This is a genomic window from Sphingobacterium sp. GQ94 (assembly GCF_059758715.1).
The window spans coordinates 1-18,455 of the sequence record NZ_JCAXEC010000023.1 but is presented as its reverse complement, the minus strand read 5'-3'; the positions used below and the strand labels follow the sequence as shown (position 1 = coordinate 18,455).

The following is an 18,455-nucleotide window of genomic DNA, read 5'->3' as shown; positions in this document are numbered from 1 at the left end:
CGAGAAAATGAAAAATAAAATAATATATCTCTGCATGCTATCGCTCTGTCTTAGCAGCTGCGAGGATTCTTTGGAATTATACCCAACGACTTTAATTTCTGAAAATACCTTCTGGACTCAGGAAAAGGATGCCTTATTGGCCATAAACGCCATTTACAGAGAACTAGACGAAGTAAATATGGTTATCAACTTGGACGGTGCAACTGATTTAGGCTATGTGAGAAATGGTTGGGTAACCTGGTACAAATTAGGTATGGGAATCCAGGACCCATTAGATAACGAAGTTTTTGATGTTTGGTCTAGGTACTACAGGGGAATCCGAAAGGTTAACAATTTATTGGAAAATGTTGACAAGATACCTCAGGCAGATCCTGAATTAATCAAACGAGTAAAATCTGAAGCTAGGTTTTTGAGAGCCTATTATTACACGAATTTAACCAGCCTTTGGGGTGATGTTCCTTTGATTCTAAAAACCATTATGATTAATGAACATGTGGCCAATAATCCCAAATCACAAACCGTTGACTTTATTATTTCAGAATTGGATGACATCGTGGCCAAAGACGGTTTGCCGCTACGGTATAGTGATGCTGATTTAGGCAGGGCAACTCTAGGAGCCGCATTAACACTAAAAGCACGAGTTTGCATTCGAAATCAAAAATGGGAACAGGCTGCTAAGGCCGCTAAGGCGGTGATGGATTTAGGAGTATACAAACTTCATGAACATTACGGTGAGCTCTTCAGTTATGCCGGTGAGAATTCTGCTGAAATTATCTTTGCGAACCAATTTGCTAAGGGAGGAATAACCCATGGTGCATTTAATTGGGGTCCGAATTCTATTGGTGGGAGCAGTACCGCTGAGCCCATTCGCAAATTGTTCTTGAAATATGGTTACAAAGGGACAAAAGATCCCGCGAATCCATACAAAAATATTGATCCCAGGTTTGGTTATTCTATCTATTATCCTGGTTCGGTGGTATATACCGAAGGTGGAAAAAATGTACTATATAATTCCTTACCAACAGCAGATAACAAATCAGTTGATAAAGTAAATACACAGGATAATAACTCTTCTCATGGATGGAATATTCGAAAATATATAGACTATGCAAATGACAAAGCTAATCCAGCCCAAGGAGATATTGACTTAATACTAATGAGATATGCTGATGTTTTATTGATGTATGCTGAGGCTAAAGTGGAATTGCAACAGATTGATCAAACTGTGTATAATGCTATAAATCTGGTGAGAGGACGCAAATCTGTAGAAATGCCTCCCATCTCTACCGGCTTATCTCAAAATGAACTAAGAGAAAAGATTCATCAGGAACGAGCAGTTGAATTTGCCTTTGAGGGGCTACGTATTTACGATATGTACAGATGGAAAATTGGTTCGGAAAAAGTTGGTGCAGTGCAGGGATTTGATTATATGTTGAATGGTGTTTCAAAAATTTGGGATATTGGAATCAAACGAAATTTTGATGAAAACAGAGATTATTTATGGCCTATTCCTCAACGGGAAATTGATTTAAACAAGAGTATCGTACAAAATCCCAATTGGTAAGATTTAAACGGAATTGTTAAAATTATTTCTTAATCAAAATCAATGTTCAGAAAGGTTTACTGGAGTTTATTCTGGTAAACCTTTTAGAGAAAGTCCAAGAATCCAGATTATTTTTTTTAACAACTTAGACTTTTAGTAAAATATTTTATACCAGCTAACCCTTGAGTATAGCTTTTTAATTCTCAGGGATGAGTTGTGTCAAAACTCGAAAAAGCTGCTGTGTAAAACTATATTTTATTAATTTGATAAAATCTCCTTATATTGGAGATGACCTACGTATAAACCGTATTCAATTTTTAAATAACCTTACTAGCTTTAACTATTATTTTTTATGAATTTACTAACCAAAGGTAAATTATCCGTTTTCATGTTTTTAGAATACTTTATATGGGGTTCATGGTATGTAACCATGGGAAACTATCTATTTACAAATTTTAGTTCCAATGCCATTGAAGTGGGCTCAGCATATGCGAACCTATCAATAGGGGCGCTCATTTCCCCTTTTTTTATTGGAATGATTGCCGACCGGTATTTTGCTCCAAAATATGTAATCGCCGTCCTTCATGCCCTTGGTGCAATCACCTTGTGGATCATCAGTGGTTTAACAGATTTTTCTAGCTTTTGGTGGCTGATTTTGTTGTATTGCATGTTATTTATGCCTACGATTTCTTTAAGTAATTCGATTGCGTTTAGTTTACTTAAAAATGCAAGTAAAGAATTTCCTTTAATTCGTGTGTTTGGAACAATTGGTTGGATTATAACGGGTTTGATTTTAGGATACAATGGTCTTGAGGCCTCGCCATACACTTTTAAACTCGCTGCCGCCGCCTCCATCGTATTGGTCTTTTTAGCATTGGTACTCCCCAATTCAAAAAAATATGAGAAAGGGGCTTCTAGCATAAAAGGAGTTATCGGATTAGAAAGCTTTAAATTATTGAAGGATAGATCTTATTTAACTTTCTTTTTATGTTCTATAGGAATCTGTATACCACTTTCTTTTTACTACAGTTTCACCAATGCCTTTCTTAATGATATTGGCTTGGAAAATGTTTCTGGAAAAATGACCTTGGGACAAATTTCAGAATTCGTTTTTATGTTATTCATACCGCTGATGTTTCGAAGACTAGGGGTAAAGGCTATGCTAATTTTTGCTGTAATAGCCTGGATATTGAGATACTTTCTATTTGCCTTTGCTGAGATTGGACAGGACACTTGGATGTTGTTGGCAGGAATATTATTACATGGTATATGTTATGACTTTTTCTTCGTCACAGGTCAAATTTATACTGATAGCAAAGCTGATGATAAAACAAGGAATGCTGCGCAGGGACTGTTAACGTTTGCAACCTATGGAATTGGAATGATCCTTGGGGCCTATATTTCCGGATTTATTACCGAAATTTATGCTTTAGAAAGTACTTCGGGAGACCGCTATGATTGGAAAAACGTATGGTTGATGCCAGCTTATTTTTCAATATTTATTTTAATGATCATATTCATTTTTTTTAAGGAGAAGATATTTCAGAAGGCCAAAGCAAAACCATAATCATATAGGGATAACTTTGGGGTAGAGGCAATCCTGGTACTCGTTAAATAGTACTATTTTGAAAACTAAAATTATTAAATATGAAATTTACTGTGGTTATAATGTTTTCTTTATTGGTTCATGCCGTTCAAGCCCAGAGGTATTCCGATATTCAAATTCTTTATAATTTCTCAATTCAACCGGACTCAACTAATGAAAATTCCAGGAAAGAATGGTTATGCGAGTTACTAATAGCAGAACAGATCAGCGTATTTCATAGAATGAGTAAATACGATTCAGACTCTGTTCTGAATGAGCATAAACTGACAAAAGGTATAGCTTATTCTTATGGTCCAATCAATCAGACCAATTTTGAGATAGTAAAATCAGCGGACACAATTAAGACTTTTGAATTTCTAAGGGGCACACTTATGTCCATTAGTAATGATCTCTCTGTTTATTCTGAGCGGAGAGATTCAATGATATGGGAAATTTCTAGTGATACTTCAACTATTGCAGGTTTTCTTTGTCAAAAAGCGACAACCACTTGGGGAGGACGCAAATGGACTGCATGGTTCAATACTGAAATATCAATTTTTGACGGTCCGTATAAATTTCAAGGATTACCGGGGCTCATCATCGCTGTAAGTGATGAAGATGAATATTTTCAATTTAAATTTGCTGGAATGCTTAAAAAGAGAAAGATTATTTTTGATGTCCTATCCCTTAGAGAAGATCTTAAAATACACAATACAACGAAATTAAGTTTCCTAAAGGAGCGGCAAGAGATAAGAAATAATTTAATCCTGATTGCAAAGGCAGAAGGAACTCATTTAAGCGGTAAACATATTGAATATATGAAAGAAGTAAGACTAAAAGACAATAATTTTATCGAGCTTTTTTAGTGAATTTTAGTCAAACCTTTATTATGATGGATTATGAAAAAGAGTCTTTAGCAGGATTAGTTCTCGATCTCTTTTAAGTTTGTCATTTTTTTATATTCTAGGAATCCTTTAATATCTTCAAAATGTTCTCTAACACGTTTATTTCCAAATTCAAAGACTTTTTTTGCCAGACCGTCCAGAAAATCTCTGTCGTGAGAAACCAATATTAATGTTCCATCAAAATTTTCAAGAGCATCTTTAATGATATCTTTTGTTTTCATATCTAAATGGTTGGTTGGCTCATCAAGAATTAAGAGATTTACTGGCTCAAGTAACAATTTAATCATAGCTAGCCGAGTTTTTTCACCTCCTGATAATACCTTAACTTTTTTCGTAGTATCCTCTCCACTAAACATAAATGCGCCTAATAAATCTTTTATTTTCACACGTACATCTCCAACAGCAATCTGATCTATGGTTTCAAAAACTGTTAATTCTTCATCTAATAGCGCTGCTTGATTCTGAGCAAAATAGCCAATTTTTGAATTGTGGCCAATTTTTAAACTTCCCTCAAAATCAATCTCTCCCATAATTGCTTTTATCATGGTTGATTTACCTTCACCATTTTTACCGACAAATGCCACCTTATCTCCCCGTTCAATAGTTAAATTTGCTTTTTCGAAAACCAGGTGATCCCCATAATTTTTACTCAGGTCTTCGACGATCACCGGATAGCTCCCAGATCGTGGTGAAGGCGGGAATTTAAGTCGAAGCGCAGAATTATCAACTTCATCGATTTCGATGATATCAAGTTTTTCCAACATCTTTACTCTCGATTGAACTTGAAGAGTTTTTGAATACGTCCCCCTGAATCGATCTATAAATTCCTGATTGTCCGCTATAAACCGTTGTTGTTCCTCGTAAGCCTTTAATTGATGCAATCTTCTATCTTTTCTCAGCTCTAAGTAATGACTATATTTTGCTTTATAATCGTATATTTTGCCCATCGTGACCTCTATGGTTCGATTGGTAATATTATCAACGAACGTTCGATCGTGGGAAATAACAATGACAGCCTTAGCGGAGTTGATTAAAAAGTCTTCTAACCATTGGATACTTTCAATATCCATATGATTGGTTGGCTCATCCAGAAGAATGAGATCTGGTTTTTTTAACAATATTTTGGCCAGTTCAATCCGCATTCTCCATCCACCTGAAAACTCAGAAGTTTGGCGCGTAAAATCACGACGCTCAAATCCTAGTCCTTTTAATACTTTTTCAACCTCCGCATCGTAATTGGTTTCTTCAATCGAATAGAATTTCTCACTTAGTTCTGAAACACGTTCAATGACTTTCATATAATCATCCGAATCATAATCAGTCCGTATATTGAGCTGCTCATTGAGAGATTCTAGTTCATCTCGCATAGCGTATACTTCTTGAAATGCTTTAGATGTTTCTTCAAAAACACTCAGGTTATCCTTGGTCAATAAATGCTGAGGCAGATAAGCTATCACAGCATCTTTAGGCCCTGATACATTCCCTGTCGTTGGTTTACCAGCACCGGCTATGATTTTTAATAATGTAGATTTCCCAGCCCCATTTTTTCCCATTAATGCTATTTTATCATTCTCATTAATTGAAAAAGACACATCACTGAAAAGTGTGGTTCCACCAAAAGATACAGAAATATTGTTTACGTTAATCACGATCGCTTTATTTAATTGAGGTGCAAAGATAATTTAATCTTTCCTTATATATAAAATTAATTAAGATTGAATAAATTACCTTTTAACCCTATTAATATGCATTCATGAATACTAGCTGTATTTTTTTAATAAAGGCATGCCAAACCCTGGTTTTGACGGTGGTATTAGTTTTCCATCTTGTATGGTGTATGCTGAGAAATCCACATCATCAGAACTGCAGGTAACCCCCTCAACAGTAACCGTATTTCCTAATCCCCCAGCTAAATGGCCAGTATAATAGGACTTTAATAATGAACCCCAAGCATGCGGAGATGCTTGAACACCAAAACGTTTTAATTCAGGCATTAGCTTTCTCCAATTGGTAAATCCTAATCCTTCAATATCGGTCAGGTAAACATCTAACAATTTGTTTTCCATTAATTCGGTAAGAAGTCTCGGATCGGGATCTGCTTCTCCGTCTGCCAATAAGGTTTCGAATCCGGTTTTTGTCATCCAAGATTTTAACTCACGGTAATCAGATACAGTCTCATGAAAGGGTTCTTCTATCCAAAATAATTTAATAGGGGAGATGGCCTCTAAATATTTTATAAATTCCTGCACCGTGAATCCATTGTTTCCATCCACTAAAATCTGGCAATCTGGAAAAGCTGCGGCAACTTTTTTTGTTACTTCAATATCCCGTTGAAGACCAAGTTTGTAAGGCATCCAGCGGTTTCCTCTACCAATTTTGAGTTTAAATTGACGGTAACCTAAATTATAATCAAACTGACATTCCTCCAAAATTCGATCTATTCCACCAGGTTGGTGACTTGGCTCCAAATCATCAAAATAGATCATTCCACTATAATACGCTGTAGTAAATGGTTTTTCGTTACCTAAAAGAGCATAAACAGGTTTATTCAGAATATTTCCTACTAAATCATGAAGGGCAATATCAAAGGGCATATATTGCTGATTTAACAGTCCAATTTCAGGATCGAATATTTCTGATATTTGTTTTCCAATCATTTCTTTCACCTGATTCTGAGCATCTCTTTGCGATCCACGTAAAGATGCCCAACCCATTGCGCCTTGATCTGTCTTAAGAATGCAAATTTCTACATTCGGTCCATATCCATGAATATCAAGTCTAGCATTTTTCCCTACTAAACGAGGGTATTGTAATCTAACTGATGAAAATTGAACTTCTTTTATTTTATGGTACGCTAGTTCGGCTTTCGAACGTAAGTTAACTTCACTTGGAAATGCACTTGCGATATTTGGCAATCCTTGAACCAGACTAGTGGCTAATCCAATATTTAATGATTGGATAAATGTTCTTCTTTTCATAAGCGATTTTTTAGTTTTTATGACCTATTAAAATACTATTGTATAATTGGAAATTTTTAAGTTTAGACTATATCTCGTTTGTAATCAAACGGATAGTTGGTATACAAGTATACAAAAAAACTAAATAAAGTTTTGTCCAGCACTAAATATTGGAAGGTCAATTTTCTACTTTTTGACTAAAAGTCCGACTCTAAATTAGCTTAAGCATATCAAGAACGCATTTTTTCGAAAAAAAAATATTTTTTTAAACGTTACAATTTGCTAAATCATTTTAATGAGCGTTAAACTGCCATTTTATTTTTTTTTTACCGTTACTTGCCTGATTTATTACATTTTATACGGTTTGTTGTATAATTTAGTATTATGTTATACAAATCGATAGCTCAATCGATATTGTATGACTGAAAACCTAAAATCGCGAAATTCAAAAACGCCTATGAACACACAAATTATTAACCTGAGAAAACACGTATTTATTCTTGGTTTGGCAATCCTTCTTAGTTCTTGCCAAAAGGCAAACTTTAATCCTAAAGCACAGGAATTATTATCAAAGACAAAAAGTCCAGATGTGATGGACCTACAACAAAGCGCCATGGATTTTGAACTTATATGGTCTGATGAATTCAATTCAAATGGGGCATATGATGCAAATAAATGGACTGCAGCGGTCCGTGGCACCGTGGCTTGGAATAAATATATGACGAATTTACCTGCGTATGCATCTTTAGATGGAAATAATCTTCTATTGCGAATGGATAATGCCATTATTGCGGAGGATAATGTGCCTTATCATAGTGGGGGGGTAAAATCAGAAGGTAAGTTCAATTTGACATATGGAAAAATTGAAGTTCGTGCAAAATTCAGTCATGGACGTGGTTCGTGGCCTGCGATTTGGATGATGCCTGAACCGGCAACAGCTTACTCTTCATGGCCTGGTTGTGGGGAAATCGATATAATGGAACATGTCAATAATGAATCGGTTGTTCATCAAACAATTCACAACGCCGTAGTTACAAATGCCAATGGTGGAAGTACAGCTACGTATTCGCAAACTTATAATACAAATGATTATAATATTTATAGCATAATATGGAATTCAACTTCTATTAGATTTTATGTCAATGATGTATTAAATGGAACCTATAATAGAGCCGTAGGTGCGGGATGGCAACAGTGGCCATTTGATGTACCTTTTTATATCATTCTGAATCAAGCGGGTGGGGCGGGGTGGCCTGGTGCCATTACGGCTGCTGATCTTCCATTTAGCATGCGAGTGGATTATGTACGAGTATTTAAGCTGCCTCTTTTTGAAAATAGCGGGTTTGAGCAAAACAACCTATCACCATGGAGCTATTGGGGAAGTGCCAGTATCCAAAATAATAATGCTCGGTCAGGACAAAAGAGTATTCAAGTGACCTCTGGTGCAGGTGCAATTGAACAAAACATTACGGGACTAACCCCAAATACCACCTATAGATTTGGTGGTTTTGGAAAAGTATCCCTTGCTGGAGAATCGGTATTGATTGGGGTGAAAAATTATGGTGGTGTAAACAAAAGCAGTCAACTAACCTCCCTTTCCTATTCGGAGGCTTCAGTTACCTTTACCACCGGAAGTTCTCAAACTAGTGCGACATTATTTTTTTATAAACCTTCTACAGGCACAGTTTACGGTGATGATTTCTATTTTGAGATTCTCTAAGACTTTTGATTTAATAGTTCAAGATAGTTAAATGCAAATCTATGTACCCCAAGTATAGGGTATATAGATTTCTTGTAGAATATAGGTTGAGATCAACGAGATATTGTTTTGGTTTTCAGAATTCTTTCCGCTGCCTGGGAAGCTACTATTAAACCTGCACTCAGCATAATAATGTCTTTGATAACCAGTCTACCTGCACCTGAAAGATACGGGAATCCAAAGCGAGGAGTTGGGAAATCTCCGCCTAAATTGGCCACATAGACCTCAGGAGTAGTTATTAGAAAGCTTAGTGTAACCAAGGACATACCTGCGGTTAGTATACCTCCCCAAAAACCAATTGTTGGATACCAAATCCCTAATAAAACCAAGATTCCAATGCTAATGATGACAGCGCCTAAGCCATATGAAAATATATAAGTTCCATTTTCTTGGTGCCAAGCTATGTTCTTTTGGACAGTTTTACCTTCCGGATTTTTAAACTTCGTATATTCTGGAATTTCATTTGCTTTTTCATCTAGTATTACATTATTTGTGTTTTGATAGAAAAAGTTCATTAAAGGACTATTAATGACAAAGGGAACAATGCCATCTGCCTCATATTGGAATGCTTTTAACCCACCAATCCAAATCATGACAATAGCGATGGAGATTCGGGTTAAGTTCACAAAAGTAGGACGTAGATTGGATGTGATTTGATATATTTTTTCCATTTGCTTGTTATTTGATCCTAACAAAAGTAATTGAAAACTCAACCGATTAAAATGGATAAATCAGGATTATTCATGCCCTATTTTGCGACTATTGAAATGCCCACCTTATCTCGAAATTGTTTAGGCGAGACTCCAACCTCTTTTTTAAAGTACCTGCTAAAATGAAACTCATCTTTAAAATTGAGTCGACTTGCAATTTCTTTAATATTCAAAAAACTTAAATGAAGTAATTTTTTAGCCTCTAAAACGATTCGCTCTTGAATAAGCTTGGAGGGGGTCTTCTTGAAGTTTCGTTTTATAGTTTTACTAAAAGCGTCCACAGATAAACCGTAGTATTCAGCATAATAAGATACGGATCTGTTGTTCAAAAAATGTTTATCCAATATTAGCTGAAAATTAGCAAGATTGTTTTGCATTTGTTCATCCGCATAAATTGTAGGAGTACTCATTAATTGCTTTTCTCTACTGCTTAAAGCTAAAATCAATTGTAGGTATGATTTTATAATGGACATATTGTAGCTCTTGCTTGTGTTCTCAAATTCTTGGATTTTATAGACTATATCGCGGATTTCAGTGTATATTTTTTCTGAGACAGGAACGAATGGATTCTGATAAATATTATTAAATAGGATACCGTTACAGGCAACCTCTTTTTTATGGTATTCAATACAATAGAAATCGCCATGAAATTTTATTATTGTGCATGTAGGTGGATTGTTTCCATTCCAAAGGAAATGTTGATACGGAGACATAAAAACCAGGTTTTTACCTGAACAATGGTATTGATTTAGGTCAATAGAAAAATCAGACGAGGTATCCAACAGCAGGATACAGTAATATGGTTCGTATATTTTAAAAGATATACTTTTGTTTTGTACCTGTTCTATTTTAATGTATTCCTCCAATGGATCTTTTTGTTAACGTGTTAACGTGAAATGAATTGATTTTAATTTTTTAAATCAATAATATTCAGATTTAAAAAATTCTTTTGGAGATAACCCAGTGAATTTTTTAAAGTCCCTGTTAAAATGCGGTTTATCATAATATCCAAATTTAACCAGCAAGTCTAAATTAAGATTTTCTTTGGAGTTATTGAAAATGATATGCTGAATTCTTACTACTGAGGCGAAATGTTTTGGGGCAATTCCTAGTTTCTTTCGAAATCTTTTTTCGAAGGAATCTTGGCTTATCCATAACTCTTTTGCCAAATCCATGACTTTTATGACACCTTGCTTGGAACGGATAATATCTATACTTTGAAGAATTAAGAGATCAGATTTTACGCGTTGGATTTTGGATTGGAAAAATTTATCAATAAGACTTATTTTTTCCAAATCACAACCCAACTCACGAAGTTGAGTTTCTAAATGATTTAATTCAATGGAAGAGTAAAACTGGTTTAAGGGAATATATTTTTCAAATACCTGTGTCAATGGATGATTTAGAAATGAAGAAATTGCCGTTTCGTAAAAAAAAATTAAAAGCGTTTTCGATCCTATACCATAATTTATTATTTGAGCCGATCTTCTAGGCCCAATTAGAACAGATGATGTCAATGCGATTTTCCTATTTTCTTGAATATATGTTATTTCACCTGAGAGCGGAAAGGCTATGGCAAAGGTCGTAATGGGTAATATTCTTGTCAGAGAACCTGTCTCGCTCTCAAAAATATGATAAGATTTTATAAATGGTTTTAAAGTCTCACTTGGAGGAAATTCTTTAAATGTCATAAGTTAATAGTTCAATTTCCATTCGAGTTGTTATAGGAAAATAATTCTTCCTATAACATTCTCAAATGTACTGAATCATTAGGGCTTATTCAATTTACTACTTAATTAAAATATCCTTAATTTTCCCGTGAATGTCAATCGTTTGAATGATAGGATTACCAAGACTATCAACCATGATTTTTATTCTAGGGTTCTCTTTCATATCATTAATGATTAATCCTGCATTACCATTTTCAGTCATTAATTTCATTCTTGATATGTTTGCTCCGGGTTTTCCGGAAAGGTCTTTATCGTTGATTAATATCCCTGCTCGAAAATTTGATCCATTCAGGTCTTCTTGGGTTAACAGTCCAATGGCATCAGCATTTGCATAATCAAAAGCCAAAGCACGTAAACCTGTTTCGCCCAGCTTACTTAAGGCAATTCCGCCAACTTCGTCTCCTTTTTCATCATAAAATATGATTCCTGCTGGATAAACCTGTCTTTTATATTCTTTTCCAGCTATAATTGGATTAGGGATTTTATCTTGATTTGAAATCACCATTCTATTTGTTCCCTGATCATCAACTATATTTATCCTTTTTACCGATATTTCTTCAAAAGAATCCCGAAATGTGGAAAAGGAGACCAATAAATAAACTAAAACCACTGTTGTAGAAACAATATACAAAGTTTTTAATTTAGCAATTAGATTATATTTCATCCTATTTCTTTGATTAGGTAAAAATCTAAAAGAATTGGCTATTTCCATTGTAAAAAATCATTTATTTTTAAAAAGTTACATTTATTTTACCAATAATATTCTTTAGTCATACATAATCACAAAAGCGTTTATAAAATGAGGTTGAAAAAAATAGATAAGAGGGTGTTTTTAATAAAAGGGGAAATAATGATTCAATTCCTCCCACTACAAAGATGTCATGGTTGTGAATGAAATTAAATACATTTATATAACTATTTATAGGCTGTGTAAACCAGCAGTATTGTTTGATTTGTAGCTTATGTTCACTATATTGTAGAATATATTTTCTACCAGAATAAGTGATAAACGTATTCATCCTAACTAAATCTAGAGTTATGACATTTTTACCTTTAAACCGAAGAGATTTTATTTTGGGAACTTCAGCTTTATTAACCTTAAGTTCCTTTCACGCTAATGGGTTTTCAACCGCTGAAATTAAAGGAAAGCGGGTTGCGTTGATTGGAGCTGGTTGGTATGGGAAAAGTGACCTATTTAGACTTCTACAAGTAAGTGATGTCCAGGTAGTGGCTGTGTGCGATGTCGATGAAAATCGTTTGAAAGAGGCTGCAAACTTGATTAGTCAGCGACAAGTTTCCAAGCAGGTCCCAACAATGTATTCGGATTATAGAAAACTCTTAGCTGAGAATAAATTGGATATTGTACTTATTGGGACGCCCGATCATTGGCATGCTTTACAAGCAATAGCCGTGATGGAATCCGGAGCAAATGTATATCTTCAAAAACCGGTAAGTGTAGATGTCTTAGAAGGAGAAGCAATCCTTGAAACTGCGAGAAGATTGAATAAGAAAGTTCAAGTTGGTACCCAACGCCGCAGTACTCCACATATGATTGATGCGAAGGAAAATATCGTTGATAAGGGATTACTAGGTAAAATCTCTCACGTAGAGATGTGTTGTTACTACCACATGAGAGCAAACGGAAATCCTGAAGAAATGCCTGTCCCTGATTTTTTGGATTATGAGAAGTGGTCTGGCCCTGCACCACTAAGAACCTATGATGGCTTACCTCATGGTGGCTGGTGGCGATCCTTTATGGAATACGGAAACGGAATTACTGGTGATATGTGCGTGCATATGTTTGATACAGTTCGTTGGATGTTAAATTTAAAATGGCCAAAGAAAATTACGGCCTCTGGAGGAATTTTTGTTCAAAAACAAGCCAAATCTAACATTGCAGACACCCAAACAGCTATGTTCGAATATGAAGAGTTGAACTGTATCTGGCAACACAGAACTTGGGGAACCCCAGCTGATCCAGAGTATCCATGGGCATTTATCATATATGGGGAAAAAGGAACACTTAAGGGAAGCACGATGAAATACGAATTTATTCCTAGTGGAAAAGGGGAAAAAATTCTAAAGGATGTGGTTTACGAGAAACAGGAGTATCCCGAGGATTTAAAAGAGCCCCGAATCGAATTGAATGCCGCTCCGGCAACTCGCAGACATATGGAGAATCTACTCTGGGCCATTGATCATGATCAATTACCAGTAGCTGATATACTCGAAGGACATATTTCTACAGCAAGTTGCATTTTAGCCAATATATCTATGGAGTTGAAGCGTCCAGTGGTGTATGATCCGGAAAAGAAAATTTGTATCGATGATCCTGTCGCTACAAAGATGTTAAGGCGTAATTATCGTTCTCCTTGGAAACATCCGTCTTTATAGTTTGACCAACTTGATAAGCGGTGGCTAAAATAACATAACCAAAATCGTTTGTGTTTAGTATTCATCTTGATTATATTATTTCCCTATTTAACTTCTTTGCCCAAGGAAATTAAAACTTTGTGATTTAAATTTCGATTTTGACGTTTTAATTTACCATCCACCCAAATACAAAGCTTACTTTGATTCCCGACTTTATTCTGGTTCCAGTCTTTTTTCCAAATAATGTCGATTTCATGCCCATGATATAAGAGGTTTCCCAAATAGAAATAGTCCCATTGGTTTTCTGGAAGAAGCGGTTCTATGGTGAAATTATTTTCATGCGTGGGTTTGAATCCAATCAAATCTTCAATAATTATGTCGGGAAATGTAGAGTGAAAATAATCTTTCTCGCCACCAAATTTATTTCCATCGCTAGGAATATACCATTCCCCGATATTGGGCTGTTCAACTTGATGCATGACCGCTAGTTTTTGGATGTAGTCATACAATAGCTTACGCTCATCATTGGTTATGTCTTTTTTGTAATTTCTTAAATAATTAGCATATGCTTTATAAACTACCGAGTTTTGAAATGGCCATCCGCGACCATTCCAAGCATAGGCTTGTTCGTTATAATAGGGATGTTGCCTCTCAGCAGTAGTCATACCCTTGTGATTGTAAAACCCTTTATCTGAAGAAAAAAAGTCCCAGGCTTTAGCATATTTTTGATGATATTCTTGGGGTATCATGTTAAAATACCAAGGAGTATATCCCACGGATTCCCTTACCCTGGCTTGATAATCCTTTACTCCATACTGGTTGTCGCCAGCTGTGAAAGTGTTAAAAAAATAGTCTTCTTTGTTCCAAAGGGTGTTTATGACTTTATTTTGTAGGTTCTTTGACTTCTTTTGATAAACTCTTATTTTTTCCTTTATCTTATGGGTTGGATTTTCTTTATATAGCAATTCATTTAATCTAACTAAAGAGTTTAAATTACCATACGCATAACTATTCACCGATGGGCGAACTAAATATAAATCTGGATATCCTTTTCGATAGGCTTTGGGATAACGTTTTGCTAAATCTGATTCTGCTGCTTTTGAGGTTGTTTCCCATCCTAGATAGTATTCTCGCCAAGTTTCATCGGTATACATTTCATAGGCCCCGTCATGACTATTAATTAATCCCAAAACTGCAGAGAGGCTAAACTCCATACCATCGTATAAGTCTAATATTTTATACATCCCATTTGTTGGTGATCTTTCATTTTTAACTGTAAATAAACTGTCCGATACTTTTTGATGATGTTCCAAACCGGGTACGATTTCAGTTAACCATTTGTGATTGGGGTGAACTTTGAGATAGGCCTCAATACCATCGATCATCCAGCTGGAGAAATGATGACTTTCTGGTCGACTCAAATAGGTTAAAAAATTTCCATTTTCACGTTGGTTTAATCGTGAAGCTGAACCTAGCATATAATACTCTGCATAATTTTTTAAATACTTCGGATCTCTCAACCATCTGAGTTCATAGAATTGATGACCAGCTGGACAGGTAATGGCACCGCTCAAGGTGGCCCATGCTCTATCACCAAAAAATTCGGTTACCACCCAATATGATTTTTGGTCAATGGGATCATTGTATTTTTTGAGATGTTTGCTTATCATCCACCAGCGGTAATTATATATTTTGTTTATCGTGTCGTTTGAGCTCTTTAGTAAAGGGATATTATCAATCAAGAACTCTTTATTATTTGAAGCATTAAAGGGACCATCTGATTCTGGTCGATCTTTATAGCTGTTAAATTCATCAACATTCTTCGATAAATCCTTCTTAGCTTGTGACTTAACTCTTTGCAATTCCTCGGTGTAAAATTGAGCATTTGTCACTCGGCACGAAACTGTTAGGGTTATAAGCGAAATAGGAGCAATAATGAGCAATAAAATTTTAGTTGCAGAATTATATATCATAATTTGATTTAGAAATATCGGTGGTTGAAAAACATCTTGTTAGTCCAAGATAACAATTTCAAATTTTATCAATACAATTATGATATAATTTTAATCAGAATACGCAGTTTAAACTCCCCAAAAAATGAATGTTGGCATTTGTCGAAATCAGTCCTTAAACTGTAAAAGGAAAGGAGTTTGAATTTTAACTAGTTATTAATTTGATAATCATGTGATTGAACGATTAATTTCTTGAAATTTACTTTAAGCTCCTCGGGTTCCAAGATTTTAATATGATCAGCAAACATCATCAGCCAACGTGGAAATTCATTTACGATGTCAGAATTCTCGAAAGTCATTTCTATTCCATTTTGACAACTTTTTTCTGAGAGAAAACCGTAATGGTTTCGTTGGAAGCGAATGTAGGGAGCAAATTCCTTTGTTGCCAAAATGGTTGATCTATACTTTTCCATTTCAGGTCTTTGATTCCTTTTGATATACTCATTAATGGAAATATGTGCTTTTGTAAACGCCATTTCAGTTAATTCAACGTATTGAATCCGATCACTCCGAAATTGCCTAAAGTCTTTTCTTTGTGTACAATATGCAATTATATACCAAAAACCAGTTTCATGAATTACGCCAATAGGTTCCAATAAACGAGTTTGGGCTTGATCGTCACGAATTCCCTGATACTGTATTTGGATTTGTTTAAAATGAGTAATTGCTTCAAAGGTGATGCTTAAAACATGAGTAACATTTTCTAAAAATAGGGGAGAGTTCTGTTTTTTGATCACAATCTGATCTTGCATGCTAGATACGATTTCCTTATCGTTTGTTTTCAATATTGATTTTATTTTCTGCATTGCAGAAGCATACAAGGCTGCGCTTCCTTTGTCTAGAAACTTCTCTGCTAATTTCTCACTAGCCACAAAACTTAAAGCCTCTTCTTTGCTAAAGGTGACCGGTGGCAAACGATATCCATCCATGATGCTGTATCCTGTACCGGCCTCGCCAATTAAAGGAACTCCAGCTTGTTCAATGCTTTTTATATCTCTGTAAATAGTTCTCAAACTTACTTGAAAGTGCCTGGCCAAATCCTTTGCACGGACCACTCTTTTAGATTGCAGTTGAATCAAGATCTCTACAATTCTATCAAAACGCTTTTTTAAATCAACTGACATACTAATGAAGTAATTTTAGATATCGCTGAGTTTAAACTTCTCTTTTAGTCTAATTCCCTTTTCAGTATATTGAAGGGTACAGCATTCATTTTCAGGGTCGTGTTCTAAAAATAAAATATATTCATTATCAACAATTTCTTTCCAATAATCTTGTCTCTCTTGCATGGTTACTAGCGGTCTAACATCATAACTCATAACGTATGCAATAGGAATATGTCCTATTGAAGGTAGCAAATCTGCCATATAAAGAATTGTTTTTCCTTTATATTCTAATTGAGGAAGCATCATGGCCTCAGTGTGCCCGTATGCAAAACGCATTTTGATACCTGTATCAAATTGAGGAAATTCTTCTTCGATAAAATTTAATTGACCTGTTTGTTGTATGGGTAGGATGTTCTCCTTTAAAAAAGAAGCTTTTTCTCTCGGATTTGGATTAGTGGCCCAGTCCCAATGTTTTTTATTTGACCAGAACCTCGCTTTTTTAAATGCAGGACTTAGTCGATCCCCTTGTCGTATAATAGCTCCACCACAATGATCAAAATGTAAATGAGTTAAAATTACATCTGTAATATCGTCTCTATGAAAGCCCAATTTATTTAACGAAGAGTCTATGGTATCATCACCATGTCTATAATAATGGCGAAAGAAAATTTCATCTTGTTTTTCTCCAAGGCCTGTATCCACTAGGGTCAGCCTGGGTCCATCTTCAATTAACAATAAACGAGTCGCCCAGTTACATAGATTGCGTTCATCTGCGGGGTTTGTCTTTTGCCAAATGGACTTGGGTACAACGCCAAACATAGCACCTCCATCTAATTTAAAAAAACCGGTGTCTATACTGTGTAATTTCATAGTTTGATAAATTCTTTTTAAAAATGCTGTTTTCTTTCGGGAGTGACAAGCAAAATGATTAAAAAGAACTATATCAGAATTAGGAAAAATTTGTTTCGACTCAATATTTTTAATTAGCTTCTTTTTAATTATTCGACTAAATAGGTTTCAAAATGAGCAACATACTCCTCAAATTCAAGAAGATATTTTTTATCTTCCTTGTAATATTTTGCTTTTTCAAAACTATCCCCCGCAAATTGTTTTAAGCTCTCCGTTGATTCCCATTCAGTAATTGTCATAAAATGGCAAATATCATGATCAATTCTTCGTAAAACCTTCGCAGAGAGATTACCTTTAATACTTCGATAATCTTTAACCCCAGTTTCAAATAAATGATTTAAATAGTTATCTGCATCTTCTTTTTTGGTGATTCCATGCCAAATTCTCGTAATAATTTTCATATTTTCTTGCCTTTAATTTTTAGATATTGTTTGGTTTTTGAATGACCCGCCCAAGTTTCTTTTTGAGTTAAATTTAGCTTCCGTTTGATTGCATTTAAATGAAAGACAATTTAACCTGGATATTACGGTTCAAATTGTGCCAGCTATTTCGGCCTGATTGTGCCAGGTATTACGGTTCAAATGATGCCACTATGATGGTTTAATTTTTTGTGGATTTATCTGTTTTACGGTTCGAATTGTGCCACTTTAAAAGATCAAGAAAGAATTACCTTGTCGCTTTAAATACAGCGATATGGCCAACAAACTTGATCCGATGGACTTAAAACAAATACTCACATTACATCTGGACGGTTACAGTAACCGTAAAATAGGTTCTGTTCTCGGTATTTCCCGTAATACAGTCAATACCTATATGCAATTATTTGCCGGAAGCGAATACTCATTTCAGGAGCTTCTGGGTTTTGA

16 protein-coding genes are annotated in these 18,455 nt (G+C 35.1%); 6 read left to right on the top strand and 10 right to left on the bottom strand.

Annotation, left to right across the window (positions count from 1 at the left end):
• Nucleotides 1-7: 7 nt before the first annotated feature.
• From AC6CHH_RS15515 to AC6CHH_RS15505, 3 genes are all read left to right on the top strand, one after another.
• Nucleotides 8-1,564, top strand: a complete 1,557-nt coding sequence (locus tag AC6CHH_RS15515) for a RagB/SusD family nutrient uptake outer membrane protein (RefSeq protein WP_498284512.1) — start codon at nt 8-10, stop codon at nt 1,562-1,564.
• Nucleotides 1,565-1,895: 331 nt separating this feature from the next.
• Nucleotides 1,896-3,110 carry an MFS transporter gene (locus tag AC6CHH_RS15510; RefSeq protein WP_498284510.1) on the top strand — a complete coding sequence of 405 codons (1,215 nt, stop codon included), beginning with the start codon at nt 1,896-1,898 and terminating at the stop codon, nt 3,108-3,110.
• Between the two features lie 80 nt (nt 3,111-3,190).
• On the top strand, nt 3,191-3,994 hold the full coding sequence (locus AC6CHH_RS15505) for a GLPGLI family protein (RefSeq protein WP_498284508.1): 804 nt from the start codon (nt 3,191-3,193) through the stop codon (nt 3,992-3,994).
• 56 nt (nt 3,995-4,050) lie between these two features.
• On the opposite strand, the gene AC6CHH_RS15500 is transcribed toward AC6CHH_RS15505, so the two are convergent.
• Entirely contained in the window at nt 4,051-5,682 is a 1,632-nt protein-coding gene (locus AC6CHH_RS15500; protein ID WP_498284506.1) for an ABC-F family ATP-binding cassette domain-containing protein, read from the bottom strand.
• 111 nt (nt 5,683-5,793) lie between these two features.
• On the bottom strand, nt 5,794-7,011 hold the full coding sequence (locus tag AC6CHH_RS15495; RefSeq protein WP_498284504.1) for an enolase C-terminal domain-like protein: 1,218 nt from the start codon (nt 7,009-7,011) through the stop codon (nt 5,794-5,796).
• Between the two features lie 397 nt (nt 7,012-7,408).
• On the opposite strand from AC6CHH_RS15495, the gene AC6CHH_RS15490 reads away from it, so the two are divergent.
• Nucleotides 7,409-8,710, top strand: coding sequence for a family 16 glycosylhydrolase (locus AC6CHH_RS15490; protein ID WP_498284502.1), 1,302 nt, complete (start codon nt 7,409-7,411; stop codon nt 8,708-8,710).
• A 92-nt stretch (nt 8,711-8,802) separates the two neighbouring features.
• On the opposite strand, the gene AC6CHH_RS15485 is transcribed toward AC6CHH_RS15490, so the two are convergent.
• The 4 genes from AC6CHH_RS15485 to AC6CHH_RS15470 form a co-directional block, all read right to left on the bottom strand.
• Nucleotides 8,803-9,420, bottom strand: coding sequence for a DUF417 family protein (locus AC6CHH_RS15485; RefSeq protein WP_498284500.1), 618 nt, complete (start codon nt 9,418-9,420; stop codon nt 8,803-8,805).
• Between the two features lie 77 nt (nt 9,421-9,497).
• Entirely contained in the window at nt 9,498-10,172 is a 675-nt protein-coding gene (locus tag AC6CHH_RS15480) for a helix-turn-helix domain-containing protein (RefSeq protein ID WP_498284498.1), read from the bottom strand.
• 207 nt (nt 10,173-10,379) lie between these two features.
• Nucleotides 10,380-11,150: a helix-turn-helix domain-containing protein gene (locus tag AC6CHH_RS15475; protein ID WP_498284496.1), complete on the bottom strand. Its 771-nt coding sequence runs from the start codon at nt 11,148-11,150 to the stop codon at nt 10,380-10,382.
• A 97-nt stretch (nt 11,151-11,247) separates the two neighbouring features.
• Nucleotides 11,248-11,853 (bottom strand): hypothetical protein, encoded by a 606-nt coding sequence (locus AC6CHH_RS15470; protein WP_498284494.1) that lies wholly within the window; start codon nt 11,851-11,853, stop codon nt 11,248-11,250.
• A 374-nt stretch (nt 11,854-12,227) separates the two neighbouring features.
• Here AC6CHH_RS15470 and AC6CHH_RS15465 point away from each other — a divergent pair, with 374 nt between their 5' ends.
• Nucleotides 12,228-13,583 (top strand): Gfo/Idh/MocA family protein, encoded by a 1,356-nt coding sequence (locus tag AC6CHH_RS15465; RefSeq protein WP_498284492.1) that lies wholly within the window; start codon nt 12,228-12,230, stop codon nt 13,581-13,583.
• 83 nt (nt 13,584-13,666) lie between these two features.
• On the opposite strand, the gene AC6CHH_RS15460 is transcribed toward AC6CHH_RS15465, so the two are convergent.
• The 4 genes from AC6CHH_RS15460 to AC6CHH_RS15445 form a co-directional block, all read right to left on the bottom strand.
• The gene (locus tag AC6CHH_RS15460; RefSeq protein ID WP_498284490.1) at nt 13,667-15,535 is read right to left on the bottom strand and encodes an MGH1-like glycoside hydrolase domain-containing protein; all 1,869 of its coding nucleotides are present in this window, start codon (nt 15,533-15,535) and stop codon (nt 13,667-13,669) included.
• 188 nt (nt 15,536-15,723) lie between these two features.
• On the bottom strand, nt 15,724-16,698 hold the full coding sequence (locus tag AC6CHH_RS15455; protein ID WP_498284488.1) for a helix-turn-helix transcriptional regulator: 975 nt from the start codon (nt 16,696-16,698) through the stop codon (nt 15,724-15,726).
• Between the two features lie 15 nt (nt 16,699-16,713).
• On the bottom strand, nt 16,714-17,550 hold the full coding sequence (locus AC6CHH_RS15450; RefSeq protein WP_498284486.1) for an MBL fold metallo-hydrolase: 837 nt from the start codon (nt 17,548-17,550) through the stop codon (nt 16,714-16,716).
• A gap of 128 nt (nt 17,551-17,678) precedes the next feature.
• Nucleotides 17,679-17,990 (bottom strand): hypothetical protein, encoded by a 312-nt coding sequence (locus AC6CHH_RS15445; RefSeq protein ID WP_498284484.1) that lies wholly within the window; start codon nt 17,988-17,990, stop codon nt 17,679-17,681.
• A gap of 292 nt (nt 17,991-18,282) precedes the next feature.
• On the opposite strand from AC6CHH_RS15445, the gene AC6CHH_RS15440 reads away from it, so the two are divergent.
• Nucleotides 18,283-18,455 (top strand): LuxR C-terminal-related transcriptional regulator (locus tag AC6CHH_RS15440; protein WP_200859600.1); only part of this gene is annotated, 173 nt, incomplete at its 3' end.

Bases quoted from the DNA above. Each gene is read 5' to 3' on its own strand.
- AC6CHH_RS15515 (WP_498284512.1), top strand. From the start codon at position 8: ATGAAAAATAAAATAATATATCTCTGCATGCTATCGCTCTGTCTTAGC.
- AC6CHH_RS15510 (WP_498284510.1), top strand. From the start codon at position 1,896: ATGAATTTACTAACCAAAGGTAAATTATCCGTTTTCATGTTTTTAGAA.
- AC6CHH_RS15505 (WP_498284508.1), top strand. From the start codon at position 3,191: ATGAAATTTACTGTGGTTATAATGTTTTCTTTATTGGTTCATGCCGTT.
- AC6CHH_RS15495 (WP_498284504.1), bottom strand. From the start codon at position 7,011: ATGAAAAGAAGAACATTTATCCAATCATTAAATATTGGATTAGCCACT.
- AC6CHH_RS15490 (WP_498284502.1), top strand. From the start codon at position 7,409: ATGACTGAAAACCTAAAATCGCGAAATTCAAAAACGCCTATGAACACA.
- AC6CHH_RS15485 (WP_498284500.1), bottom strand. From the start codon at position 9,420: ATGGAAAAAATATATCAAATCACATCCAATCTACGTCCTACTTTTGTG.
- AC6CHH_RS15480 (WP_498284498.1), bottom strand. From the start codon at position 10,172: ATGTCTCCGTATCAACATTTCCTTTGGAATGGAAACAATCCACCTACA.
- AC6CHH_RS15475 (WP_498284496.1), bottom strand. From the start codon at position 11,150: ATGACATTTAAAGAATTTCCTCCAAGTGAGACTTTAAAACCATTTATA.
- AC6CHH_RS15470 (WP_498284494.1), bottom strand. From the start codon at position 11,853: ATGAAATATAATCTAATTGCTAAATTAAAAACTTTGTATATTGTTTCT.
- AC6CHH_RS15465 (WP_498284492.1), top strand. From the start codon at position 12,228: ATGACATTTTTACCTTTAAACCGAAGAGATTTTATTTTGGGAACTTCA.
- AC6CHH_RS15460 (WP_498284490.1), bottom strand. From the start codon at position 15,535: ATGATATATAATTCTGCAACTAAAATTTTATTGCTCATTATTGCTCCT.
- AC6CHH_RS15455 (WP_498284488.1), bottom strand. From the start codon at position 16,698: ATGTCAGTTGATTTAAAAAAGCGTTTTGATAGAATTGTAGAGATCTTG.
- AC6CHH_RS15450 (WP_498284486.1), bottom strand. From the start codon at position 17,550: ATGAAATTACACAGTATAGACACCGGTTTTTTTAAATTAGATGGAGGT.
- AC6CHH_RS15445 (WP_498284484.1), bottom strand. From the start codon at position 17,990: ATGAAAATTATTACGAGAATTTGGCATGGAATCACCAAAAAAGAAGAT.